Source organism: Pedobacter sp. V48, assembly GCF_000523515.1.
Lineage (GTDB): Bacteria > Bacteroidota > Bacteroidia > Sphingobacteriales > Sphingobacteriaceae > Pedobacter.
The window spans coordinates 56,162-81,334 of the sequence record NZ_AWRU01000015.1 but is presented as its reverse complement, the minus strand read 5'-3'; the positions used below and the strand labels follow the sequence as shown (position 1 = coordinate 81,334).

Below are 25,173 nucleotides of genomic sequence, written 5' to 3'. Positions count from 1 at the left end.
AATCGCAAAGGTGCACAGAAAGGACGATTTTTTCTTAGTAGTTTCAGTTTGTTACATTATTTTAGCAAAAATATTTTCAGCAATACTAAATCTCTTTGACTATGACCGGTATCGATAATTTCAGTGCTTTTATATTGTCAGCAATAATTGTAGTGATTACCCCGGGTATTGATACAATATTGGTTTTAACAAGAAGTATTTCAAGCGGGAAGAAAGCCGGTATGTACTCAGCATTAGGTGTAAGCATGGGTTTACTGGTACATACCTGCGCAGCTGCTTTTGGATTATCACTTATTCTCGCGAAATCTGCTTTAGCCTTTATGATTGTTAAATATTTAGGTGCTGCCTATTTAATTTATATGGGCTATAAGGCACTTTCCAGCAAAGGTGATCCTACAGCGTTAAAATCAATACCAGTTCAATATACAGGAATGGGAAAAATGTTTTGGACTGCTTTTTTAAGTGATGTTCTAAATCCGAAAATAGCCATATTTTTCCTGGCTTTCCTTCCCCAGTTTGTTTTAACTTCGGCAATAAATAGCCCATTCCCATACCTCATTCTTGGGGTAGTTATCTTTTTGATCACGCTTGCATGGTGTGTTTTTCTGGCGCTGATGGGTGGGAATGTAGCTAAGTTATTTAACCGAAATCCTAGTACTGAAAATTGGCTGAACAAAATTTCGGGAGCCGTATTTATTATTCTTGGAATTAAGGTAGCATTGACAAAGGCATAATGAACAAAGTGATACGGATTATCAAATGTTAATTCTCAATTAGAAACATCGTCATTTTTAATTCCTCTCCTGGTTTTCCTTACCTCATCTTTCAGCCTGCCAAAATTATAGTTTAAACTGATCCTGTAAGAGCGAAGATAAGACTGGTTGTTGCTTAACTCGGTAAAATCGAAGCCGGAAGTGGTGGTTTTAAGGGTTCTGAATTTATAGAAGGGATTATTTAATGCTGCTGTTAAGTTCAATTTTCCTTTGATGAGTTCATGGCTGCTGCTGAAGCTGGTATTTACTTGACCTTGTGTTATAGATTGAAATGTTTTGGAAGCAGGGTTTTTTCCAATTACACTGAGGTTTGCACCTAGTCTCCACTCTGGCGTTGGACGATATCCGCCAGTTAAGGTGAAATTGTAAAACAAATCTTTAGAAGGTGGTATCACATTTCCTTCAGTTTTAATATCCAAATAATTAAAGCTGCCATTGAAACTAAAGTTCAGATTCTTGGTTGCCGTATATCCAAGATTCAGATCTGCAGCCAGAACAGCGCCTTTTCCTATGTTGGCAAATGTATTTCTGGTAATTCCAGAGGTAGGATCATAAGTGAAAATCCTGAAATCCAGATTGCTAAATAAGGAATAAGCTAGTCCAAGATTAACAGAAACTTTACCATTGTGATTATATCCGGCAAGTATATTGTTAACAGACGAGGGCATAAGGTTAGGGTTGCCGGTTGATTCTGTATTTGGGTTACTTCTGTCTACAAAAGGGTTAAGCCTGTTGATGCCTGGGCGTCTTAAGCGCTGTGAAAAGCCAAAATTAATGTTATCGCCCCCCTTTAGTTGATAAGCAATGGATAAAGAGGGGATCAAATTTAAATAATCCTGAGAAATATCACCATCAACAATGGTCTGCTCCGCACGTAACCCGGCCTTTATCCCAATGTTCTTTCCGTGATTGTATGCTACCGAGGTATAAGCGGAAAACACATCCTGAGAGATCTCAAAATCATTGGCCTGAAACTGAGCTGCCGAGTAATCAAAATTACTACTGTTACTTCTAAGGATGGCCTTAATGCCCGATTCCAGTCCCCAGTTTTTAAACTTATCTGAGTAGTCGGCCTGTGCAGTGTGCTCATTTGAACCGGCCTGATTATTTTGCAGAAATCCGGAATAGGGATAGTTGGTAATTTGACTGAGAATGAGGTTGTTTTGGTTGTTACTATTAAAGTTTGTATAGCGATAGGATAGGGTTAGTGCCTTTCCCTTCTTTGATTTCGAAGAGATCTGATAGTTAACTGAGGCGTCTATATAGTCGCTGTGGCCTTCATAAGTATTTTGAACGTGATAGCCTTGCAGCAGGTCTCCGTTTTGAGTGAGCGATGAGACCTGGTTATTCAGTTGGGAATTTTTGTTGCCATTAAGATTGATCTGAGCGGATAGGAGCTGTAAAGGGGTGATTTCATAGCTCACATCGGTACCCAGATATCCGGTTCTGCCCCTGGATTTACTATTGCCGTCCTGAATTAAGGTTTGCGGATCATCACCGAAATCATTTCTAACCAAATTATTTATTGTGGCCGGAGTTTTCGAAAGAGAGCCACCTGTGAACACCGAAGCGATAAGTTTACCCGACTTAAAATTGAAAGACCCGCCAACTCCCGGGCCACCAGCTGGAAAACTTTCATTGAAATTTAAAGAACCATTGTATCCATCGGCGGGTTTTTTGTTAGTTACAATGTTGATGATTCCTGCAAATCCTTCTGCATCATATTTTGCTGGTGGATTGGTGATTACCTCGATCTTCTCAATAGTGGATGCAGGCATGCTGCGCAACACTTCCTTAGGGTTATTTTCGATCATACCGGAAGGTCTGCCATTGATAAAGATTTTAAAACTGGTGCTGTTTTTAAGCCTGATGTTCTGCTCTGCATCTAGCGATACAAAAGGAATTTTGCGCATCATCTCCAGTAAACTGTTGCCTTTACTATCCGGATCGGCCTGTAGGTCGTATACAAGCCTATCTATCTCTTGAGTGACTATTGGTTTACTGCCGGTAATGTTTACCCCTTTTAATTGTTTGGCATCTGGGGATAGTAGGACCAAACCCTGATTAACTTGTTGTTTGGTAGTATCCTGAAGTGATATTGCAAATGTTTTGGGCTTATAGCCGACACTTACTATTTCAAGCTTATATGTTCCGGAAGGGATTTGACTTAATATAAATATACCGGTGCTGTCACTTATCCCCGTTTTAACAATTGCGTTTGTTGTACCAATGATGTTGATTGTAGCCCAGCCAGCTGGTTTGTTTGTAAGGGAATCCATCAGTTTTCCGGTCACAGAAAAATTGGGTGTTATGGTTTGCGCAGCCGATTGACTGTAGCTTGTTATGATGGCGAAAAAGCCTATGATAAGCAGTAAACGTAGTTGAAGATTTTTCATGAGTTTTGAATTTTGGAGCACCTTAGGGTCTGGACAGCGCATAGCTTTCCCATTAGCCTTGAAGACTTTTTTTTGTGTTCAGTAATTTAAAGATTAGGGCTAGGTTGTTTAGCTTTGGTCTTTTTCAGATTTCCTTACCAGGAAGTAATAAGAAAGGAAACCGGCGGCAATAAAGATCATTTCAATTCCGTAAGGCAGGGGCGAATCAACCTGGGCATCGGGGATGTAATTGATAACCACTAAACCTATTCCGCCAAAGAAAAGAATAAGTCCCCATTTAAGTACTGCGACTTTGTGGTTAAATGATTGGCCAAGTGAGTTTAGTATTTCGGGATTTGTTAGTCCTGAATTGATCAGACGGTTCTTTAAAATGAAGTTGAGAATGGCAATTACAATGATTGCTGTAATAATGAATAGTGATATTGAGATTGTTATACTTTCTATATGGTCCATGATGTCTGTTTTTAAATGTGATTTATTGCTCAAGTAGACACGCCTGCCAATAAAAAGGTTGCAGAAGAACACATCTTTTTAAGATTATTATTTTTTTTGTGAAAACTGCAACATTACACCGCATCCTGGTGTCTACTATACGATGTTAAATGAAAAGGAACTAGTTGCCAAAATATTGCGAGGCGATGCAAGAGCATTTGAAGCTCTGGTTAAGCAGTATGAGAAACTTGTATTTCATGTAACAAGCAGATTAATTAAAAACGATGAGGATGCGACTGATATTTGTCAGGAGGTTTTTATAAAGGTATATCAGGGATTGAACAAGTTTGGCTTTCAATCGAAACTGAGCACCTGGATTGCCCGAATTGCTTACCTGACTTCTATTAACCACCTGAGGAAATACAAACAGGAACTGCAAAACAAGAGTGTGGTAGATGATGTTGAAATAGATAACTATTACTTTAGCGAGGAAACACCAGAGCGACTTATGATTAAAAAGGATGTTGCTGCTTATGTGCAGCATTTATTGCTGCAGCTCCCTTTGCAATACCGCTCAGTACTTACCTTGTTTCATTTGGAGGAGTTTAGTTACCTGGAAATACAGCAGATCACAGGAATGCCTGAAGGAACTATCAAAAATTATTTGTTCAGAGCAAAGAAATTATTGAAAGAAAAATTGGAAATTTATTTAATAAATGAATGATATGGAAGCGAATGAGAACAGAGATGACAAAAGGGATCAGAAGCTGGAAGAATTATTGACCACTGCTCTGAAAAGTGAGCCTGTAAGCAGCTTGCCTTATGGATTTGCTGCGATGGTTACCAGGAACGTTTTTACCCAAAAGGTTAAGCCATTTGGTATTAAAACTTATGTGCTTGTTTTTATGGTTATTTTAGGTATTGTAGCATTTTCGCTTGCTTTATTGTCGCTGTTTAATCCACAACTGGCTGAAAGCCTGCTTTCTATGATTAAACTTGGCAGATATATATTGGGTTTTATTGTGCTAAGCTTCTTTTTAATTGAATATATTGATCAAAAGTGGGTGAGGACCACGCAAATGTGACGAAAGTATAATCAGGCACCTCCGTTAACAAAGAAGCTGAAGCAATCATCTGTGGCAAGGTTAATATGTACACTGAAATAATTGTTTCCACCATCCTTAAATGCGATGATTTCTTTTTTCCAGGTTTCATCTTTAGGGACAGCGCTTTTAATAAAACAATTTAAAAGAATAACCTTTTCGCCCATTTTATTCTTGTAGCCAAGATATTGTCTGAAATATTCAGAGGGGGGCCTAATCCTGGTAGAATCTACAATGATACCATCTTTATCGATTTTACTTGTTTTTAAGCACATTTTAAAAATGCGCTCCGCGCTTTCAATATCCTCAGCAGTGGGCATAAACTGGACACTGCCCTCATCGGCATTGACAGAAGTATCTGGAGCAAAGATTACACCTGTAAACTCTTTAGTGGTTAGATATAGGTTTTTACTGCCTTCAATAGGGGTTAGCGTCTGTAAAGCTGTATCAGCAGACTTATTTTTAAAGTCGCATCCGGTAATGACCAACAGCAGGATCAGAAATGATAAAGTCTTCATAAGTGCATTACTAATATAATTAAAATCAATTAATTAGTTCTGGACTTTAGCGATAATATTTAGAATTTTATGGACAAAAAAAGACCGGACAATTCAATGTGGTACATTCAATCATCCGGCCTTCAAATCTAACTCCCCTATAGAGTGCGGATAAAACTGAAAACAGTTGCCAGTTGCTTAGATAAAAATTGTGTTGTATCACCAAGAACAGCGTTTACAGTAGTAGTAACATTACCTAATAAAGCACCTAAAGAGCTCCATACTATGCCACCACCATCAGTTTTTGTCATTTCAACCGAGTTCATTTCCTGAACACCTAAATTGTTTAGTTCTAACTTTTTCATACTTGTTTACAATAAGATAAATTTCCTTACTCGTTAAAGGCCTTTCAGGGTATGCCTGATGCTTTAAAAAGCATTAGAACTAATTTAACTATTATTCAAATCGGTATGTTTATTCAATTTGTTCAGTATTAGAAAGCTTAAAAGTAAATTAGACATCTAACAGGCGTCTATGGTAGTTGATTTGACCAAGGTGATAAGCTAAATGTGAGCTGAGGTAAATCAACATATATTTTACTGACCTGTCATTTTCTAAAACTTTTACTTCGGGATATTCATTTTCCAGGTCCTGTTCGGTTAATTGGTCAATGGAGTGGATAACTACTTTAATGGTATCTTCAATTTGTTTAATTAATTCACCTCTTGGAACATCCTTTAGTGAAAACTCAAGTGCTCTATTTCTGATATATCCGGTTTTACCAAGTTCTGCTCCAATAAAGGTATTCAGGTTCCCAACTAAGTGTAAGCATAAATTACCTGCAGAATTGCTTATTGAATTTTCGGTTCGCCAAATATTTTTTTCATGCTGATATTGCTCGATTTCAAGCTTTACCTTATTTAAATCTCTTGTAAGGAGTGTTTTTAATGATTCTTTTAACATATTATATTTATAAATCTGCAATTTGTTTTAGTATTAATTTAGAGATGGTATCTGCATTGGCATAAACCATAAAATGTCCGCCGCCTTGGATCTGTATATCAGGTTTGTTATACCTGATTGGCAATATACTGTCGGCCGTGCCGTGAATATGGGTTAATTTTACAGGCCTTTCTTTATTCCGCCAGTTTAAGATACAAGTTAGCGCCCATTTCATGAAAAATGGGTCACTATCTGTCACAAGTTGTTTCAGTAGTTTAATCTCGTCATGTGTTTTAGCGCCAAGAAATTTCAAACCAATGTTGTTTCCTCGTTTTAACAGGCTGATAGGGATTGCTTTTTGTAAGCTTAAACTACCCGCCATCCGATAATACCATGGCAGTTCTTTAAAAATTGGTGTGCTGGAAATGAGAAAAGTATGCGATGGCTTAAGCTTCTTCGAAATTTCAGTAGCGAGCATGCCACCAAAGGATAGGCCAACTAAGTAAAATGGAGAAGAGTTATCTATTTTAGCTGCTAATCTGAGCGCGTATGCTTCCAGCGACTCATTTTTTAATGCAGGGATCCAATCCAGATAAACCAGCTCGAAACGGGGCGGGAAAACAAGTTTTTTGAATGCGCGCCTGTCGGCCCCCAAACCACTGATGAAATATATCTTCTCTGTCATTATTAAAATAAATTTAAGGTATTGACACGCTGTGATGGTCTAAACATTGAAATGTTACAATTTTTATACAATCTGTTATTGTTTGTGCTTGATGTTCTATCTTTATATGTATGAAGGCTATTAATTTCAATCCAGTTGATTTTGAACCTGTGAGACAAATTGCACTGCAATTCCCCGACGCGTCTGATAGCTTATCGCATTATGATACCCCTTCTATAAAGATTAAGAAGAACTTGCTTTGCAGGCTACACGAAAACGGTGAATGGCTTGCTGTAAGAACTGATTTTGAAAGCAGAGAAAGGTTCCTGGAAGAATATCCGGAAAGCTGTTTCATTACACCGCACTACAAAGACTACCCTTATATATGCCTATACATTAACAGTTATAGTAGGGAGTTGCTTAAGGAAGTACTTGAGACGGGCTTTAAAGCGATTACAGCGAAAAAGAAAAAATAGAAGTATTTAAATTCGGTCGATTTTTACTATGCACATATTTAGCTGAAGAATTAATTTCGGGTAATAAAATAATATGAATTTAAATTACGTCTCATGAGTACTTATATCTTATTTAAAGCTGTTTTTATTATCCTTATTCTGAGTTGCCTTGCAGTTATTCTGAGTTTAAGTATCTAGTATTTGCACAAAAGCACTTAGCTGACATTCGTTTTGGCGATCGTTTTTTTTAGTTTTGCATATGGCAAAGCTTCATTCAAAACCTCAAATACATCGTTCTAGCTTAAATTTTTTAGACCAATTAAAGCAAAACAACAATAGAGAATGGTTTAACGAGCATAAAGAAGAATTTCAAAAAGAGCAAGAGCTTATAGAATCTTTTGCTGACGGATTGTTGCAGAACCTAAATGTAGATGATGTAATAGAAACTCCTTCCGGACGAAAAAGTGTGTACCGTATTTATAGGGATACCCGGTTTTCTAAAGATAAAACGCCCTACAAAACCCACTGGAGTGGTAGTTTTAGGCGGGCTACCAAGTATCGCAGAGGAGGATACTACTTTCATATAGAGAAAGGGAATAGTTTTATTGCAGGCGGATTCTGGGGGCCATCGGCACAGGATTTAAAACAAATAAGGGAACACCTTGGTTTTGATGCCACAGCATTGAGAGAGATTATACAGAGCGGCCCATTTATTTCAACTTTTGAAACATTGAAAGGAGAACAGTTGAAAACTGCGCCTAAGGGTTTCAATGCAGATCATGAAAACATTGATTTATTACGATACAAACAGTTTTTGCTTATCAGAAGATTTTCGGATGAGGAGGTTTTAAATGGGCAGTTTTTAGAGGAAGCAACACTGACCTTTAAAAATATGCGCCCATTTTTTGACTACATGAGTGAGATACTGACCACTGATATCAACGGAATTGAAATATAAGTGTTGAGATCAGAGGTTCTTCATGTACTCGCGTGGTGTATGACCATATTGCTTTCTAAATTCCCGGCTAAAATATTTTGGATCATTAAAACCTACCAAATAAGAAATTTCTGATATGGTATACCTATGCTCTGCTAACAGTTGAGCGGCCTTTTTTAATCTTATTGTTTTGATAAAATCATTTACCGAAAGCGTTGTCATTGTGCGGATCTTCTTATAAAGTACTGGCTGACTCATTCCAATTTTTTGGGCCAGTTCGGGTACACCAAAATTTTCATCAGACATATGACTTTCAATATAACCCAGGATTTTTGTCATAAATGCATGATCTACGGAGTTGATAGTGATGTCTTGTGGCTGCAGATTTATCTGCTGAATAAATTTTTGGCGCATTGTTGCTCTTGATTGTAATAAGTTGCGCACGTTTAGCAGCAGCAGATCCATACTGAAAGGCTTGGTGATATAAGCATCGGCTCCGGTTTCTAGTCCGCTTAGCTGATGAATGTGAGATGACCTGGCTGTAAGCAGAATTACGGGGATATGGCTGGTACGTTCATCTGTTTTTAGCTTGCTGCATAAGGCTAATCCATCCATTACAGGCATCATTACATCGCAGATGATAAGATCGGGTAGTAATTCAATTGCTGTTTCCCATCCCTTAAGCCCATCAACAGACTCCCTTTTATGATATTGTTTACCAATGGCACCAGCTATGAGTTGCATAATCTCTGCATTATCTTCTACAATCAGAATAGTTTCCCCTGCTTTGGAATCGATATTTTGGTCAGCTACTTTCTCTTCAATCGGTTGTTGTACATAAAGTTTGGAAGGGAAGTCTGCACTTTTAACTTCACTAAGCTCATTTGGTTTAAAGTGCGAATTTCCTTTCCTAAGCTTAACAATAAAACATGTATAGCCAGGTTCTTGAGCGGTGGCTGGATTACTTAGGATTTCTATTTTACCGTGGTGCGCTTCAATGATGCTTTTGGATAATGCCAGACCTATTCCTGAACCAATATGGTTAGATTCCTGTTCATCAACCTGGAAATAATCACTAAAAAGTTTGTTTTGACTTTCATACGGAATGCCCTTTCCGTTGTCTACAACTTTAATCTCTACGAATTGGTCATATTCATTTATAGATAATGTAATCTTTCCACGGTTGTTGCTAAACTTAAATGCATTAGAAAGCAGGTTGAAGAGTACTTTTTCCATCTGTGTTTTATCGAAATACAACATTGTCTGATCATTTTGATAAACAAAATCGTATTGAATGTTTCGAGTAAGGGCATTGTGCCGAAATGCGAGGAACATCTCATTTGCATATGCGACAATGTTACCTTTAGTTATGTGTAATTTGAGATGACCGGTTTCAGCCTTTCTAAAATCCATTAATTCAGTTATCAGTCTCATTAGCCTGTCGGCATTATTTTTTATTGGAATAACCTGCTGACTGATTTCCAGATTATCCTGAGATGTTTTAGCAAGGTCTTCAAGTGGTGCCAGAATTAATGTTAGCGGAGTTCGAATCTCGTGGGCAATGTAGGTGAAGAAGTTTAACTTCATCTTTTGCACATCCTCTGATCGTTTTAATAACGCACGTACAAATAAATACCTGACGGTTAGGAAAAGTATGATTGAAAATAAGAGCAGGTAACATAAATATGCCCACCACGTAGCCCATAAGGGAGGTAATATGGTGATGTTGATACTTGCTGATGTATGGCCTGGTGTCCCGTCGTTGTTGACCCCTTTAACGGTAAATGTATATTCTCCGGATGGAAGATTAGAATAGCTGGCATTTGGAATAGCTGAATTGATCCAGTCTTTATCGTAACCGTCTAATTTATAAGTATATTTATTTTTGTCTGGTCTGATGTAATTTAGCAAGGCAAAACCCAGACTAAAATTGTTGTGATTATGTTTGAACCTAAGGTTTTTAGTGGTGTTAATGTTTTCTTTTAGCAATTGATCCGGGCCGTTTACAGCAACAGGTTGATTGAAAAGCTTTAACTCTGTAAACACAATAGGATCGATATGTGTATTGATCTCAATCTGGTTGGGGAAGAAAGAAGTAAGGCCATTGTAGCCTCCGAAAAAGAATTCATTATTATGATCCTTAAAAAAGGACCTCATATTAAAGTCGTTTCCTGCAAGGCCATCGCTTTTAGTATAATTTTTGAATTTTCCGGTTATCGGATTGAGTATTGACAGTCCATTATCCGTGCTGATCCATAAATTACCCTCTTTATCTTCAATAATGCCAAGTACATTGTTGTTGCACAGGCCATCTTTTTCTGTATAGGTTTTAAATTTCCCAGTTCGGGAATCAAATAAGGAAACCCCTCCAAAGTATGTCCCAAGACAAAATTTTCCCCTTGAGGTTTGTATGATACAGTTGATGTAATCTGACTGCAGACTGTCGGCATTTCCTTCTTTTTTTGTGAAATATGCTAGCTTTCCAGTTTTTGGATAGTAAAGGTGCAGACCTTTGGTTGTGCCTATCCAAATGTTTTTATCAGCGTCTTCAAAGAGGGTTTGGATATATCTGGAAAGCAGTTTTTTCTCAATTGGGCTTTTTAGAGTGTGATCGTTAGAAAAACTTATCGTATTTAGCCCATCTCTGGAGCCCACCCAGACCGTACCATTACTGTCTTCAAGTATGGTCATAATGTCTGCGCTACCCCGATTGTTACTGGTATCTTTTACATTGGTTATTTGCCCGGTAAAACTTTTAGTTGTTGGATTAAAGATGCTAATGAGACCTTCATGCATGCCTATAATCAGATTGCCGTTCTTTTGTCTGAGGATGGTTTTAACCAGATTGGAGGGTAATGTATTGTTGTTGCCGGGAATGGATTTATAATGAGTGTAGGTGTTATTGCTACGATTAAAATGGTTGAGCCCACCGCCTTCTGTTCCGATCCAGAGGTTTTGCCGGGAATCTTCAACAATTGTGCTGATGATGTTGCTGCTAAGGCTGGAAATCAGTCCGCTTGCTCTATAAGTCTTAAAACCGGCGGAATAAGGGAATGCCGCATCAACCCCGCCGTAGAAACTTCCAATCCAGACCGTGTTGCTAACATCCTGAAAAATGCTGTGCAATGAGTTCTGGGTAAGGCTTCCATTCTCGTCAGGATCATGTTTGTAATTGGTGAATATTTTTGTTTTAGGGTTTAATATGCTTAAGCCTTCCTGTGTTCCTATCCATAGTGTCCCGTCCTTATTGCGGATGATATCGCGTATGTCGTTATGGACAAGGGTATTACTGTTGTTCGAGCTGTGGGTGTAGCGCGCGAATGTGCCACTTGTTTGGTATAGGTTTAAACCCTTGTCAGTACCAATCCAGATGTTGTTGGCTCTATCACTGGTGATACCGGTGATATAGTTAGCGCTGATGCTGGCCGGGTTGTTGGCTGAGTTTTTAAAGAGAATTGCCCTGGGCTGACCATCATTTATAGTCATTCGTATCAATCCAAAGCCTGTTCCAACCCACAGGTTTTGCTCATGATCTTTAAATAGGCTGTATATGGTGTTTATCCGTTGGTTTTTATCTAATTTATTAAAACGGAATATTTTGAATTTTCCATTTTTCCTATCCAGTAAGCCAAGCCCGTTGTAAGTACCTACCCAGAGATTTCTCTGAGGATCTTCATAGATACAATTTATAGTGTCATTTAGAATTTTGACTTTAATAAAGTTGTCGTTCTTATTATCGTATCGGCTTAGTCCATTAATTGTACCGATCCACAACTGACCAAAGGAGTCGGCCAACAGGCAATCGATCACATTATGTGGGATGCTGTTACTGTCTTTTAGATTGTTTGTGTAAATCTTAAACTGAAAGCCGTCGTATCTATTCAACCCACGTCTGGTACCAAACCATAAAAAATGTTTTTGATCCTGAGTGATACTTACAACAGAATTTTGAGACAGACCATTTTCCATGCTAAGATTGCTGAAGGTAGCTCCCTTTTGGGCATAGTTATGAAATGGTAAAAGTAGAAGGAAGAAGAGACAAAATGCCTTCATAATCAATTAAAGGTGCGAAAATACTCCTTTAGTTTTGAATTTTCTACCATATGATTTAGAATTTTCATCTTTTTTGAAAGAATTAACAGCCAGTTTTGATTCCATTAAATGCAAACATTATCAACTGAGGGAGGGGATATGAAAACGTTTGCAGAATGAACCACTATAACCAAAACATCAAACTAATCTTTAAACCTAAACAATGAATTCATGAAACCAAAAAATCTACGCTTCTATGCGACTGGACTTGTCTGTTGGCTGACTTTCAGCAATAGCTTAGTTTTAGACGCGCATGCGGAAAGAAAAACTGACCCGCTTAAATTATCATTATCCAAAACAACTCCTCTTAAACAGCGCCGGCAGAAAGCTTTAATAAAAGGACAGGTTGTTGACGCCGGTAACCTGCCAATACCAGGTGTGAATATTAAGGTAGAAAAATCTAATGTCACCACCGCCAGCGATCTAAATGGGAATTTTCAAATTACGGCTAATGCTAATGATGTATTGGTATTTACGGCCATCGGTTTTACCACTAAACGTATTGTTATCGAAAATGAGCAAACAAGCTTAAAAGTTGCTTTGGAAGAAGAAAACAATAAACTTAATGAAGTAGTGGTAGTGGGATATGGCGTACAGAAGAAGGCAAATTTAACCGGAGCAGTTAGTCAGATCGATTCAAAGATGCTTGAAAACAGGCCAACCGCAAACCTTGGTCAGGCGCTGCAGGGAGTGATGCCCAATTTTAATGTTAGTATTTCTAATGGCAGCCCGAATACCGCTGCATCTTACAATATCAGGGGAGCTACATCCTTTTATAAGGACGCAAACGATGGTAACAAGATTAAGTTTTCATCGGGACAGCCTTTCACATTGGTAGATGGAATTGAGATGGACCCTAATCAATTAAATCCGGAAGATATAGAATCTGTTACGTTGTTGAAGGACGCAGCATCTGCCGCGATTTATGGAGCAAGAGGAGCATTTGGTGTGCTTTTGATAAAAACCAAATCGGGCAAAAGCGGACAAACAAAAGTGAATTATTCTAATTCCTTTCAATGGAGTTCGCCTACAGCTGTTCCGGACATATTGGACGCCTATACCATTCAGGAGGCAAGTATTAAAGCTTCAGAGCTGGAAGGTATTTCGGCAGGTTCGAATGAATTATTAAAACTGCAGAAGATTAAGGAGTATATGGATGATCCGATACATAATGAACCTTATTATTTTGCAGATGCCGATGTAAATAAGACCAATATTCTTTGGAGAGGTAATGTAAATCCATATAAGGAAGCTTTATTGAAATCTTCGCCTATGCAAAAGCATAACTTGTCAGTATCGGGTGGAAACGATAGAACATCATTTTATGGCTCTATTGGGTATCAGGACCAGGACGGATTATACAAGATCAATACAGATAATTTTAAACGTTATAACGCCTTGCTAAATGTAAGTTCCAAAGTAAACCAGTGGTTTAAAATGGATTTCAGAACGGCCTATAACAGTTCAACTTATATAGAACCAGTTAGCCCCTCGGGCAAAGGAGGCTGGTGGACAGCAATGTCGCAGGAGCCTAACCGAAATGTAAATATGCCAATACATGTTCCCTCGTCTTTAAATTTGCCACAAAAATACACGGATAATATTTTGTCTTTTATGGAGTATGGTTCGACCGACAAGGAGACGAAATCGAACATTTTATTAGCTGCTGCACCAACTTTTACACTTACCAAAGAATGGTCGCTAAAAGGAGACTTTTCTTATTTAAGCAACAGCAACATTCAAAAAACCATTTTACCACGCTTAGAGCGCCTGGAGAGTACAGTAGGTTCATTTACGGCAGTTCATACTGACCCTGATTATGTTTATCGCTATAACTTAAATTCTAATAAGTACACCATAAATATCTTTACTGATTATGCTAAAACCATAGCCGATAAGCATAATTTTCATGGAACGGTAGGCTTTAACCAGGAATGGTATACCGACCAAAGCGTATCGGCCCAGAGAAACATGATCAATTCAAATGTTCCGGTTCTGGGGCAGGCACAGGGAGAAAGAACGGTAGGCGATAGTGAGCAGGAATGGGCAGTTCGTGGTCTGTTTTATCGTTTTACATATAACTATGACGGTAAGTATTTGTTTGAATCAAATGGCCGTTACGACGGTACTTCCAAGTTCCCTTCTGATATACGTTATAAGTTTTTTCCTTCATTTTCTGCAGGATGGCGCGTAAGCGAAGAATCTTTTGCAAAAGGCATAAAACCATATATCAATGATTTTAAGGTAAGAGCTTCTTATGGTAGTTTGGGCAATCAGAACGTAGCCAATTACATATACATCTTAAATTATGGAACGAACAGTCAGCTTCAATACTTACTCAACGGTGTGAGGCCTGTGGGCGTTACGCCTCCTGGACTGGTTGATCCGGATTTAACCTGGGAAACAGCAACTACAATTGATTTTGGATTTGATTTGACGGCATTTAAAAACTTTGAAGTCAATTTTGATTGGTACAGGAGAAGAACTTCTGACATTCTAATTGACGGCTTAAAATATCCTTCAGTGCTGGGTGCTTCATCGCCGACCAGAAATTCGGCAACCATTGATACAAAAGGATGGGAGTTAACAATGAAGTATAGAAACTCAACCGGTTTTGGATTAAATTACGATTTGGCCCTTACATTGGGAGATAGCCAGTCGGAAGTAGTAAAGTTTGATAATAATCCGAACAAACTGTTAAGCGATCAGTATTTATACGAAGGTCAGAAAATGGGTGAGATGTGGGGTTATGAAACCTACGGGATTTTTCAAACTAAAGAAGAAATTGCGAATTCACCCACTCAAAAGTTAATTTCATCTGGCCTTTGGTTTCCAGGTGATGTGAGGTATAAAGATATTGATGGTAATAACGAGATTAACTTTGGAAATAATACTGTTGGGAATTCCGGAGACAGGAAAATCATAGGCAACAGTACACCAAGGTATCAGTTTGGCTTTAACTCCAATTTTAGCTACAAGAATGTAGACCTGGATATTTTTGTACAGGGGGTGGGAAAGAGAGACTTGTGGATTGGAAACAATCTTTACTGGGGAGCTGGTACTACCGGAACCTGGGAAACCTACAATAACTCGTGGACTCCGGAGCGTACAGACGCATTTTATCCGGCTTATAAAAATGCGAGCAGGAACAGACAGGTACAAACAAGGTACCTGGAAAATGGTGCTTACCTGCGCATGAAAAATTTAGCCATAGGGTATACACTACCTAAGGTCTTTACCGATAAAATTAAATTGCAAAGGGTAAGACTTTCTGCTTCGGCTTATAACCTATTTGAATTTAAGAGTGTTCCAAAAACGTTTGATCCAGAATTGGTTGGTATGAACTATCCAATTATCAGATCATATGCATTTGGCTTACAGGCAACATTTTAGGTCAATATAATTAGTACTCAAATTAAACAAACATGAAAAAGAATATAAAAATATATACACTGGGAGTAGTATCATGCTTGCTGCTTTTTGGATGCAAAAAGAATCTGTTAGACCGCTATCCTTTGGATCAGATCACTGATGAAAATTACTGGAAAACCGAGAACGACTTAAAGCTGTATGCAAACAGCCTTTACCCAAAATACATTGTAGGATTTGGAACCGATTTTGCAGATGGCACGGTTCAGCCTTATGGGGTAAATGTGAATACATTGGTTTATGGAGATGTAATTACGGACAATGCCGCACCACTTACCTATTCTAAAGTAGGTACTGACGAATACATCGCCTATCTTTCTGGAGGAAGTGGTTCTGGTGGATGGAATTTTGAAGGCGTGAGACAATTGAATTTCTTTATTGACAATTATAAACGTGCTGATCTTCCGGATAATATAGCTAACAAATATTTAGGAGAGATCTATTTTTTTAAAGCCTGGGACTATTTCAATAAGGTGAAGCTATTTGGAGATGTTTCGTGGATACAACATTCGTTAAATATAAATTCACCTGAGCTATTTGGCACAAGAACCCCGAGGGCTGAGGTAATGGACTCTGTAATGACTATCCTTAACAAAGCCATAGATTACTTGCCCGCGAAAGGTACTGAAGAAACAAATCGTTTAAATAAGGATATGGCATTGTTCTTAAAATCCAGAATTGGATTATTTGAAGGCACTTACAGAAAATACCATACAGCGTTGGGGTTGGATCCGAATGCATTTCTGAGGTATTCTGCGGAAGCTTCCGAAGCCTTGCTTAATAAATATAGTTTAGTACAGGGAGATTACAATACCGTATACAATAGCTTGTTCGCAACTGAAACTTATAAATCTAATCCTGAGGTGATTATGTGGAGAGAATATTCTGCAGCGGTGACTTATGGTGCCGCGTTTAGCCGTTATTTTGCGCAGAATCTAAGACATCAGTTTGGAGCTACCCGTAGTCTGGTAGATGAATATTTATGTTCAGACGGTTTAACGATTTCGGGAAGTCCGTTGTTCAAAGGAAAAGGATCGATCCAAACCGAAATGGAAAACCGTGATCCGCGTTTAACGCAAACTATTGCCAATTTTGGAACTTATAATCTTGCTAATACCACTATACAGGGTGCGAATAATGCGCCATTGCCAAACTTGCCGGGCATGAACGGTAATAAGTGCCCAACCGGTTATCGTTTGGCCAAATGGTTCTATAATAATCCTGTGGATTGGGAAAGAGTTACCAATGGACAGCAGGCTGCTCCGGTATTTCGCTTTGCGGAAGTATTGTTAAACTATGCTGAAGCAAAGTATGAACTAGGTGAAGCAAATCAGCTTATTATTGATCAGACAATTAACAAATTACGGGACCGTGTAGGAATGCCGCATTTAATAATGGGCAATGAGCCTGCGGATTCACGTTTGGACGGGATCTATCAAACTTATGTTGGAGCTTCAATTCATCCTTTATTAAGAGAAATTCGTAGAGAAAGACGTGTGGAGATGGCTTTTGAAAATACCCGTTGGGATGATCTGATGAGATGGAAGGCAGGTAAATTAATAAATGTTCCTGTTGAGGGGATTAAATTTGTTCAGTCGCAGTTCCCTACAGTAGTGGTTAATAAGGATATTTATTTAAGCACCGAGGGATATATATTACCTTATTTTAAAACAATTCCGACCGGCCGCAAATTTGACGAAACCAAAGGCTATTTGTTTCCAATTCCTACCGAGGATCTGATCCTTAACAAAAATCTGGTACAGAATCCTAACTGGAAATAAAACCAACACATTAATTAAAAGAAAACACACATTATTCCTGAATTATGGTTAGAATACCAATTAAAAACGTCATTATTCTACATTTATTAATCGTTTTGATAGCAGGCACTACTGGCACTGTTTACGCTCAAAATGCGGGTAAGATAAAACTAAAGCATGGCTCGCATCGAGAGGGTAAACGTACAGATGCGATTATGCAAAAATGGAGAGGAAACGGTCTTGGACAGTTTATTCACTGGGGTTTGTACGCTATTCCGGGTGGAGAATGGAATGGTAAACCGTATAATGGTGCCGCAGAGTGGATCAGATCTTGGAATGAAATGCCAAAACCGGCTTATGATTCCTTAATTTATAAGTTTAATCCTGTTAATTTCGACGCTGATCAGTGGGCTGCAATTGCAAAGAACATGGGAGCCAAATATGTAACCATTACCACTAAACACCATGATGGTTTCTGTTTATGGCCAAGTAAGTATACAGCTTACACAGTAGCCAATTCCCCATGGAAAAAAGACATCATGAAACCCTTGGTTGATGCTTATGATAAGGCAGGAATAGATGTGATCTTATATTTCTCTATTATGGACTGGAATCATCCGGGATGGCGTTACGATATCAAAACCAAGGCGGACAGTATCGCTTTTGAGGGCTTCAAAAAGTTTACGCGTAATCAGCTGATAGAATTATTGACTATGTATCCAAAAGCTAAGGGACTATGGTTTGACGGCACCTGGGATAAATCATGGGTGAAGCAAGCTAAGTTTGCTGACGATTTGGAAGCCGAAATGCGAAAACTCCGCCCGGGTTTGATCATTGGCAGTCGTTTTAGAGCCGATGAATACGGAAAACGGCATTTTGATTCAAATAATGTACTTATGGGCGATTATGAACAAGGATGGGAGCGTAAACTACCAAATACGATTGCCGATATACATGGCAACGACTGGGATTGCGTAATGACGATTCCTGAAAATCAATGGGGTTACAATAAAGCATGGAAGGGCCATATAAAAACCTCAACCGAGTTGATAGAGATGACGGCAAAAGCTGTTTCATTGGGTGGAAATTTTGTGCTGAATTTTGGCCCTAAAGGAGATGGTGCTATCCGTGAGCAGGAGAAAAGGCTTGCTTTGGAGATAGGAGATTGGATGAAAGTTAACAGCGAGGCGATATACAACTGCGAATATAGTGGTTTAGAGAAGCAGGATTGGGGCTATTCAACAAAAAAAGGAGGTACGGATAAGATATATATGGTGGTCTTTAATATTCCGGTATCAGGTGCTTATCGTGTGAAATTGCCCACTAAAACTGCAATTGCCAAATCTTATCTGCTTACCGACCAGAAGCAGGTTTTGAAAGTAGAAGAGCTGCACACCAATGAATACTTTGTTTATGCCAACCCTGCTAATCGGGACAAGCCCTTTGTGATTGTTTTGGAAACAAAGAAAAAGGAACGCAGTGCTGAAAATAGTTATGATAAAGCCAAAATATGAGAAGGAGAAAATTTATAGAAGCCATGTCATTTGCAGCAGTAGCAGGCGCAGTTAATCCAACACCGCTTCTGGCGGATGAATGCAGAACTAAAAGCTTTGAGGCATACAAGAATGACCGGGAATACTGGTATCAGCTTTTATATAAAATCGCCAGCCCGGTGGTATCAAATCTGGCCAATGGAACATTGAAGAAGAATATGCCGCTTGAGCAGTCGCCGACTTTTGATTCCAGATCGTTAAGTGTTACCTACCTGGAAGCGGTAGGTCGCACTTATGCCGGGATTGCCCCTTGGATCGCTTTGCCGGATGACCATACCAGGGAAGCCACCTTAAGGAAAAAAATGAGAGCCGAGGCTATTGCTGGTTTAAACAAATGCTTTGATCCACTTAGTCCGGATCTTTTGAATTTCTCAACGGATTATCAGCCTATAGTGGATTCTGCTTACCTGGCACAGGCATTTTTAAGGGCACAAAAAGCTTTATGGGAGCCTCTGGATTCGTTAACCAAACAACGGATAGTATCTTCATTTAAATCACTAAGAAACAGAAAGCCATTTAACAGCAACTGGCTGCTGTTTGGTGCGATTACAGAAGCATTTTTACTTTCTATTGGAGAGCAGTATGATCAGGTAAGGTTAACAAATGGAGTCAATCGCTTAAATGATTGGTACAAAGGTGATGGATGGTATGGCGACGGGCCTAACCTGGCATTTGATTACTACAATTCCTTTGTAATACATCCAATGATGGTTGATACACTTCGGATTTTAGTTGATCATAACCTGGCAGATGAGAAAAGCTATGAGCTTGCATTAATCAGAATGCAACGTTATGCAGTAGGTCAGGAACGAATGATTTCTCCGGAAGGTACTTACCCGCCAATTGGCCGTTCTATTACCTACAGAACCGGTGCTTTTCAGGCCTTAAGTCAGATAGCGCTAATGGAAAAGCTTCCTGAAGCTATTTTGCCTGCGCAGGTTCGATGTGCATTAACAAAGGTTAAACAGAACATGTATAGCATACCCGGGACTTTTGATCAGAATGGCTGGCTAACTCTGGGCTTTTGTGGACATCAACCCGATATTGCTGATTATTACACCTCCACAGGCAGCCTTTATATGGCTACGCTTTCTTTTTTGCCTTTGGGATTGCCTGAAACTAATTTATTCTGGACGCAAGCCCCTGCAGACTGGACAGCAAAGCGCGCCTGGAGCGGTAAGTCTTTTCAAAAAGATTATCATGTAGATTACTGATGGACTTTTTGTTGTGCTTCTTTTAAGATTAATAAGGGCAATTGTGTATTCAAAGCCAGTTTTCTTGTCATGCTTTTATGAAACAGACCCTCAAAAAAACCATACGATTTTGCAACTATTATGACTATACCTGAGGCATGCTGTTTTGCAAACTCCATAATTCCTAACGCAACGTCTGAATTATCTGTATAGTGGTATTCCGGAATTTCATTATCCCATAACTTGTGGAGGTTATATTGTTCGGTAATGCTATCAGGATTAAAATGAGCTGATTCATCATGATCAACATTTAACAAGAGAAGTTTGGTATTTAAAGCGTGCATAAACGACTTTATGGTATTTACCGGACTGGTTTCACTTACCTCCTTTAAATCACAGCCTAGCACCATGTTTTTTATGATGGTGTAACTGGATTCGTTAGGAATAACAAGAATGGGCATTGATACGCTTTTAACTATACTTATGGTGTTGCTCCCTATTAAGGCGGTAAGCCCTCTGCTTTTTCCTGTAATGCCAATGACAACAAAGGGGTCAGGATATTGTTTTGAGAGCTGTTCTATGCCCATTATTATGGGGCTGTCGTCGGTAAAGATTTCGATAGTGGTATCTTCTGCACATAGATCTGAAATTGCAGTTTTTACATTATTAAGAGATGTGATGCTTTTCTCATGTAAAATGTGTGCATCTCTATTCTCAGGGAAGGGAATTTCGGTAGCTATAGGTAATTCATAGGAGTGATATAACAAGATTTGTCTGGCATGAAGTTGTTTACTTAACGATGCTGCATACCGTGCTGCATTTAATGCAGAGGCAGAGAAATCAGTGGCAATGATGATCGTTTTCATGTATTAGCTCTTGATTCGCGACTAATAACAATTATAGCTTGCAGAATGTTTTACTTTTCTAAAAACCCAGACTGAGTAATCACACAGGTTGTGAGAAACCTATAACTACTTATTGTGAAAAATATTTCACAGGTATGTGCAATAAACTGTGAACTTTTTACAAAATGGTTTACAACTAGTTAAAGTATGATTCATTGATTACAATAAGTGTGTAAATTCATATCATAGTATTTAATCAAACATTTATTGTGTTTAATTTAAATTATATTTTATGAATCTAAAATACCTCTTCTGTTACTTAATATTAATTATGTTAAGTGGCTGTTCCAGACAAAGAAATTTAGTTTATTTCAGTGATCTTAAAGGTGCGAACGAAAGTAGTTCACAAGTTCTAGATGCCGGAGAGCCTACCATACTTCAAAATGACGTGCTAGGTATTACAGTTAATAGTACCAGCCCCGAATCTAATATCTTATTTGCTTCTGTTCCAAGCAATCCAACAGTCGGTGGGATGTATGAAAGAGAAGGTTACAGGGTGAATAAACAAGGATATGTGAAGTTCCCTGTTCTGGGTCAGGTCAAATTGCAAGGTTTAACTGTAGGCCAGGCACAGGCATTAATGGAATCGGAACTTAATAAGTATGTGAAGAATGCCATTGTAAATATCAAGTTTATGAATTTTAGGGTTACCGTTATTGGAGAGGTTAACCACCCCTCAACTTTTACAGTAACCAGTGAGAAAATAAATCTGCTTGAAGCGCTTGGCTTAGCAGGCGATATGACACCTTACGGAAAAAGAGAAAATGTTTTACTGATTAGAGAAATGGATGGACAGAGGAAAATGGAGCGGGTAAATCTGAATAGTAAAGATGTGCTTAATTCACCATACTTCTATTTAAAGCAAAATGATGTAATCTATGTAGAGCCTGATAAAGCAAAATCAGTTGAAGTAAGTAGTAATAACCGATTAATGCCACTCATTGTTGCAGCGATCTCTGCTGTGGCTGTTTTGGCTACAACTTTTTTGAATAAGTAAGGCAGTGTTAATCTTTTAAACTTATTGTGATGGCTTACAACAAACAAAATCCGACGAACAGCCCCGACCTAAAGGCTCAGATTATGAAATATGCTAAGTATTGGTATTTCTTTGGACTTGCACTGCTTTTGGGTTTAGGTACTGCGTGGTTTTATCTTCAAACTCAGGTGCCTAAATATAAGGTAACCAGTTCACTGCTTGTTCAGGACGATTCGAAAGGGGATGGCCTGCTAAAAGGGACGGCCTTTAGTGATCTGAATATGTTTAAGACTTCTAAAACTGTTGATGATGAAATGGAGGTGATGAGATCCAGAGATTTGATTTATAAAGTATTATCTGATCTTAAAATGAATGTGAGGTATCATTACAACCTTCCTTTGAAAACGCAGGAATTATATGGGAAAAACCTGCCAATGGAGGTTGTGGTAGATAAACTTACCGATAAAGCACGTGCGTTAAAACTTACTTTAAGAGCTATAAATAATGACCAGTTTGTTTTAGGAGAAAAAGATAAGGAAACAATTTACAGATTCGGTAATAAAATAACACGCCCTCAATTTACTATTGTTGTCCAAAGGGGGGAAGGCTTTGAGGTTTCAGGTAAACCTGTACATTTTGGCTTTGTAGATCTTTATCAGTTGGCCCAGGCATACAGCTCTAGTGGCCTGGTTATTTTGCCAGTAATTAAAGATGCCAACACCATTGTCCTTAGTGTTTTAGATGCTATACCTCAACGTGGAGTTGACATACTGAATACGCTGATCTACAGGTATAACCTGGAGAACGTAAGCAATAAAAATTTAATGGCTTTAAATACCATCAAATTTATTGACGGTAAATTAAAAATGTTGACCAGTAATTTATCGGGAGTTGAGCAAGACGTAGAAAACTACAAACGAAACAATAGGATTACTGAACTGAGTGCAGATGCACAGATGAGCTTACAGTCGTCGGGTAATTATAATGATCAGCTTTCGACAAGCGAAGTACAGTTGAGCCTTATTCAGTCTATAATTTCTTACCTGAAAAATGCAGATAGTGAATTTGAATTGGTTCCCAGCACTTTGGGCTTAAAGGATCCAACCTTGCTAAACCTGACAGAAAAATATAATAATCTGCAGATTGAAAGACAAAAGCTGTTACGCAATAGTAGCGTTAGTAATCCTTTGGTGATAAACCTTACCGAGCAATTAAGCAGCTTAAAAGGCAGCTTGCTAGAGAACCTTAGCATGATAAGAAGAGGTTTAACTTTAGAGAAAAATAAATTAAACAGCAAGTCATCACAATTTGCGGCTAAATTAAATAGTGTTCCTGTTATTGAACGGGGCCTATTGGAAAGAAGTAGAGAACAGAGTGTGAAGACAACACTTTATCAGTACCTGCTACAAAAGAGAGAAGAAACAGAGCTTTCATTGTCTGCCACTATTCCAACTTCTCAAATCATAGACAGACCTGCTTACAATCCTACTCCTGCAAAACCAAAAGTACAAATGATTTACATGCTGGGGATGATAGCTGGCTTATTTGTTCCATTTTCTGTAATCTACGTTAAAGATAAAATGAACAATAAGGTGAAAGATATCTATGATGTGGAATACATCGCTATAAATGGAAAGATTCTGGGAGAGCTTAGTCATAAACCAATAGGAGAGTCTATTGTAGTTCATAAAGATAAAAGCACGACTATATCGGAACTGTTCAGGTACATAAGGTCGAATCTGCAATTCATGAATACAAATAAAAGCAACAAAGTTCTGTTGGTAACTTCTACCACAAAAGGTGAAGGTAAGACCTTTTTTAGCATCAACCTGGGCATCACCTTGTCGCTGGTTGAAAAAAAGGTAGCCATATTGGAGTTTGACTTGCGGAAGCCAGATTTGCTGAATAACATGAACCTAAAAACGAAATTGGGCTTATCTGATTATTTAAAATCTGACAGCATGGTTATTGATGATATTTTAATAAAAGCTCCTCAATCGGATAATTTATATGTGATTGGTTGTGGGGAGATATCTGAGAGCCCGGCTGAAATTCTAATGAGCCATAAACTGAAAATTTTGTTCCATGAGCTTAAAAAACGGTTTGATTATGTTATTGTAGATACTTCTCCGATTGGGCATGTAGCTGATGCATTTACGCTTGCAGAGTATGCTGATTCGAGTATTTATCTGGTTCGGTACAATTATACAAACAAAGCAGATCTGGCAATATTTGAAGAGATCTGTGAGAACCGAAGATTGATAAATCCTATGATTGTATTTAATGATGCTAAAAAAGAGAATAAGAATGCCTACCGCTATGGGGGCTATGCTTATCCGGGATAGGCTAATATAGGGATTAGCTGATACATTAAGTTTAAGTGAGTTGGATGTAGTGAAAGATCGGTAAAAGGGCCGATATATTCAAGAAATGGACGGTGTGCAACAGGATTTTTCTCTAAAACTGCAATTTATCATGTAAGTGAGGTAGCGAAGCTGTATCCGGTCATAATCTAATTAATAATCTCAAATCAAAATTATGGAAAATCTGTCCACCATCAGAACCAATATGCCACGCAGGTGGTATGTAATCTACACTCGCCCTAGATGGGAAAAAAAGGTTGATGAGTTGCTTAAACTGCAAGGTATTACCAGTTACTGTCCGGTAAGAAAGGTAAAGAACAAATGGGCAGACAGGATAAAAGAAGTAGAGCTTCCTCTGTTTAATTCTTATGTTTTTGTTTACATAGATCCCAGAGAAGAGCTTAAAGTGAGGGTTACTTTAGGGGTAATGAACTTTGTGTATTACATGGGAAAACCGGCACAGGTTAGAGACAGTGTTATAGAGGATATAAAACATTGTCTTGAAATATTCCCTGACACTGAAGTTATGGCCTTTCAATATTTAGAAATTGGCGACCGGGTAAAAATTAAAGAGGGATTGATGAGCCTTAAAGAAGGCAGGGTTATTAAAATTCAGGAAAGAACAGTAGTAGTAGTAATTGAAAGCCTGAGCTGTGTTTTAACCACTAAAGTTGCTATTAACAGTCTTGAATTAATCAATTAA

The 25,173-nt window shown here is 38.4% G+C and carries 20 protein-coding genes; 12 read left to right on the top strand and 8 right to left on the bottom strand.

Annotated features, from left to right (window positions below; all coding sequences use genetic code 11):
• Window positions 1–101 precede the first annotated feature (101 nt).
• A complete protein-coding gene (locus tag N824_RS14645) occupies window positions 102–734 on the top strand; it encodes a LysE family translocator (protein WP_048905902.1) in 633 nt (210 codons plus the stop codon).
• Between the two features lie 35 nt (window positions 735–769).
• Here N824_RS14645 and N824_RS14640 read toward each other — a convergent pair whose 3' ends face one another.
• Together N824_RS14640 and N824_RS14635 are read right to left on the bottom strand one after the other, a co-directional pair.
• Window positions 770–3,169, bottom strand: coding sequence for an outer membrane beta-barrel protein (locus N824_RS14640; RefSeq protein WP_048905901.1), 2,400 nt, complete (start codon window positions 3,167–3,169; stop codon window positions 770–772).
• 108 nt (window positions 3,170–3,277) lie between these two features.
• Window positions 3,278–3,622 (bottom strand): hypothetical protein, encoded by a 345-nt coding sequence (locus N824_RS14635; protein WP_048905900.1) that lies wholly within the window; start codon window positions 3,620–3,622, stop codon window positions 3,278–3,280.
• A 142-nt stretch (window positions 3,623–3,764) separates the two neighbouring features.
• Between N824_RS14635 and N824_RS14630 the strand changes: the two genes are divergently transcribed.
• Window positions 3,765–4,325 (top strand): RNA polymerase sigma factor, encoded by a 561-nt coding sequence (locus N824_RS14630; RefSeq protein WP_048905899.1) that lies wholly within the window; start codon window positions 3,765–3,767, stop codon window positions 4,323–4,325.
• Window position 4,326: 1 nt separating this feature from the next.
• Window positions 4,327–4,686: a hypothetical protein gene (locus N824_RS14625; RefSeq protein ID WP_152542301.1), complete on the top strand. Its 360-nt coding sequence runs from the start codon at window positions 4,327–4,329 to the stop codon at window positions 4,684–4,686.
• Between the two features lie 11 nt (window positions 4,687–4,697).
• Here the strand turns inward: N824_RS14625 and N824_RS14620 are convergent, their stop codons facing one another.
• The 4 genes from N824_RS14620 to N824_RS14605 form a co-directional block, all read right to left on the bottom strand.
• Entirely contained in the window at window positions 4,698–5,222 is a 525-nt protein-coding gene (locus N824_RS14620) for a hypothetical protein (RefSeq protein WP_048905897.1), read from the bottom strand.
• 137 nt (window positions 5,223–5,359) lie between these two features.
• Window positions 5,360–5,566, bottom strand: a complete 207-nt coding sequence (locus N824_RS14615; protein WP_048905896.1) for a hypothetical protein — start codon at window positions 5,564–5,566, stop codon at window positions 5,360–5,362.
• A gap of 148 nt (window positions 5,567–5,714) precedes the next feature.
• Entirely contained in the window at window positions 5,715–6,164 is a 450-nt protein-coding gene (locus tag N824_RS14610) for a DUF1572 family protein (RefSeq protein WP_048905895.1), read from the bottom strand.
• 7 nt (window positions 6,165–6,171) lie between these two features.
• On the bottom strand, window positions 6,172–6,828 hold the full coding sequence (locus N824_RS14605; protein WP_048905894.1) for an alpha/beta fold hydrolase: 657 nt from the start codon (window positions 6,826–6,828) through the stop codon (window positions 6,172–6,174).
• Between the two features lie 110 nt (window positions 6,829–6,938).
• Between N824_RS14605 and N824_RS14600 the strand changes: the two genes are divergently transcribed.
• Both N824_RS14600 and N824_RS14595 read left to right on the top strand, forming a co-directional pair.
• Entirely contained in the window at window positions 6,939–7,283 is a 345-nt protein-coding gene (locus N824_RS14600) for a hypothetical protein (protein WP_048905893.1), read from the top strand.
• Between the two features lie 238 nt (window positions 7,284–7,521).
• A complete protein-coding gene (locus tag N824_RS14595; protein ID WP_048905892.1) occupies window positions 7,522–8,220 on the top strand; it encodes a DUF2461 domain-containing protein in 699 nt (232 codons plus the stop codon).
• A 9-nt stretch (window positions 8,221–8,229) separates the two neighbouring features.
• Here the strand turns inward: N824_RS14595 and N824_RS14590 are convergent, their stop codons facing one another.
• Window positions 8,230–12,252, bottom strand: coding sequence for a hybrid sensor histidine kinase/response regulator transcription factor (locus tag N824_RS14590; RefSeq protein WP_048905891.1), 4,023 nt, complete (start codon window positions 12,250–12,252; stop codon window positions 8,230–8,232).
• A gap of 210 nt (window positions 12,253–12,462) precedes the next feature.
• Between N824_RS14590 and N824_RS14585 the strand changes: the two genes are divergently transcribed.
• From N824_RS14585 to N824_RS14570, 4 genes are read left to right on the top strand one after another with little or no spacing between them, the layout of a single operon-like run.
• Window positions 12,463–15,684: a TonB-dependent receptor gene (locus N824_RS14585; protein WP_052334147.1), complete on the top strand. Its 3,222-nt coding sequence runs from the start codon at window positions 12,463–12,465 to the stop codon at window positions 15,682–15,684.
• Window positions 15,685–15,716: 32 nt separating this feature from the next.
• The gene (locus N824_RS14580; protein WP_048905890.1) at window positions 15,717–17,501 is read left to right on the top strand and encodes a RagB/SusD family nutrient uptake outer membrane protein; all 1,785 of its coding nucleotides are present in this window, start codon (window positions 15,717–15,719) and stop codon (window positions 17,499–17,501) included.
• 44 nt (window positions 17,502–17,545) lie between these two features.
• Window positions 17,546–18,994, top strand: a complete 1,449-nt coding sequence (locus N824_RS14575; RefSeq protein ID WP_084498337.1) for an alpha-L-fucosidase — start codon at window positions 17,546–17,548, stop codon at window positions 18,992–18,994.
• Window positions 18,991–20,247, top strand: coding sequence for a DUF2264 domain-containing protein (locus N824_RS14570; RefSeq protein WP_048905889.1), 1,257 nt, complete (start codon window positions 18,991–18,993; stop codon window positions 20,245–20,247). Before N824_RS14575 ends, N824_RS14570 begins: the two co-directional genes overlap by 4 nt.
• Here the strand turns inward: N824_RS14570 and N824_RS14565 are convergent.
• Window positions 20,241–21,092 (bottom strand): universal stress protein, encoded by an 852-nt coding sequence (locus N824_RS14565; protein ID WP_048905888.1) that lies wholly within the window; start codon window positions 21,090–21,092, stop codon window positions 20,241–20,243. The two genes, N824_RS14570 and N824_RS14565, sit on opposite strands and share 7 nt — an antisense overlap.
• A gap of 271 nt (window positions 21,093–21,363) precedes the next feature.
• On the opposite strand from N824_RS14565, the gene N824_RS14560 reads away from it, so the two are divergent.
• The 3 genes from N824_RS14560 (at window position 21,364) to N824_RS14550 (ending at window position 25,173) form a co-directional block, all read left to right on the top strand.
• On the top strand, window positions 21,364–22,128 hold the full coding sequence (locus N824_RS14560; protein ID WP_048905887.1) for a polysaccharide biosynthesis/export family protein: 765 nt from the start codon (window positions 21,364–21,366) through the stop codon (window positions 22,126–22,128).
• Between the two features lie 29 nt (window positions 22,129–22,157).
• The gene (locus N824_RS14555; RefSeq protein ID WP_048905886.1) at window positions 22,158–24,452 is read left to right on the top strand and encodes a tyrosine-protein kinase family protein; all 2,295 of its coding nucleotides are present in this window, start codon (window positions 22,158–22,160) and stop codon (window positions 24,450–24,452) included.
• A gap of 193 nt (window positions 24,453–24,645) precedes the next feature.
• Window positions 24,646–25,173: a UpxY family transcription antiterminator gene (locus N824_RS14550; RefSeq protein WP_048905885.1), complete on the top strand. Its 528-nt coding sequence runs from the start codon at window positions 24,646–24,648 to the stop codon at window positions 25,171–25,173.

What these genes read in the sequence shown, in the direction of transcription:
- N824_RS14645 (WP_048905902.1), top strand. Translation starts at nt 102, where the DNA reads ATGACCGGTATCGATAATTTCAGTGCTTTTATATTGTCAGCAATAATT.
- N824_RS14640 (WP_048905901.1), bottom strand. Translation starts at nt 3,169, where the DNA reads ATGAAAAATCTTCAACTACGTTTACTGCTTATCATAGGCTTTTTCGCC.
- N824_RS14635 (WP_048905900.1), bottom strand. Translation starts at nt 3,622, where the DNA reads ATGGACCATATAGAAAGTATAACAATCTCAATATCACTATTCATTATT.
- N824_RS14630 (WP_048905899.1), top strand. Translation starts at nt 3,765, where the DNA reads ATGTTAAATGAAAAGGAACTAGTTGCCAAAATATTGCGAGGCGATGCA.
- N824_RS14625 (WP_152542301.1), top strand. Translation starts at nt 4,327, where the DNA reads ATGGAAGCGAATGAGAACAGAGATGACAAAAGGGATCAGAAGCTGGAA.
- N824_RS14620 (WP_048905897.1), bottom strand. Translation starts at nt 5,222, where the DNA reads ATGAAGACTTTATCATTTCTGATCCTGCTGTTGGTCATTACCGGATGC.
- N824_RS14615 (WP_048905896.1), bottom strand. Translation starts at nt 5,566, where the DNA reads ATGAAAAAGTTAGAACTAAACAATTTAGGTGTTCAGGAAATGAACTCG.
- N824_RS14610 (WP_048905895.1), bottom strand. Translation starts at nt 6,164, where the DNA reads ATGTTAAAAGAATCATTAAAAACACTCCTTACAAGAGATTTAAATAAG.
- N824_RS14605 (WP_048905894.1), bottom strand. Translation starts at nt 6,828, where the DNA reads ATGACAGAGAAGATATATTTCATCAGTGGTTTGGGGGCCGACAGGCGC.
- N824_RS14600 (WP_048905893.1), top strand. Translation starts at nt 6,939, where the DNA reads ATGAAGGCTATTAATTTCAATCCAGTTGATTTTGAACCTGTGAGACAA.
- N824_RS14595 (WP_048905892.1), top strand. Translation starts at nt 7,522, where the DNA reads ATGGCAAAGCTTCATTCAAAACCTCAAATACATCGTTCTAGCTTAAAT.
- N824_RS14590 (WP_048905891.1), bottom strand. Translation starts at nt 12,252, where the DNA reads ATGAAGGCATTTTGTCTCTTCTTCCTTCTACTTTTACCATTTCATAAC.
- N824_RS14585 (WP_052334147.1), top strand. Translation starts at nt 12,463, where the DNA reads ATGAAACCAAAAAATCTACGCTTCTATGCGACTGGACTTGTCTGTTGG.
- N824_RS14580 (WP_048905890.1), top strand. Translation starts at nt 15,717, where the DNA reads ATGAAAAAGAATATAAAAATATATACACTGGGAGTAGTATCATGCTTG.
- N824_RS14575 (WP_084498337.1), top strand. Translation starts at nt 17,546, where the DNA reads ATGGTTAGAATACCAATTAAAAACGTCATTATTCTACATTTATTAATC.
- N824_RS14570 (WP_048905889.1), top strand. Translation starts at nt 18,991, where the DNA reads ATGAGAAGGAGAAAATTTATAGAAGCCATGTCATTTGCAGCAGTAGCA.
- N824_RS14565 (WP_048905888.1), bottom strand. Translation starts at nt 21,092, where the DNA reads ATGAAAACGATCATCATTGCCACTGATTTCTCTGCCTCTGCATTAAAT.
- N824_RS14560 (WP_048905887.1), top strand. Translation starts at nt 21,364, where the DNA reads ATGAATCTAAAATACCTCTTCTGTTACTTAATATTAATTATGTTAAGT.
- N824_RS14555 (WP_048905886.1), top strand. Translation starts at nt 22,158, where the DNA reads ATGGCTTACAACAAACAAAATCCGACGAACAGCCCCGACCTAAAGGCT.
- N824_RS14550 (WP_048905885.1), top strand. Translation starts at nt 24,646, where the DNA reads ATGGAAAATCTGTCCACCATCAGAACCAATATGCCACGCAGGTGGTAT.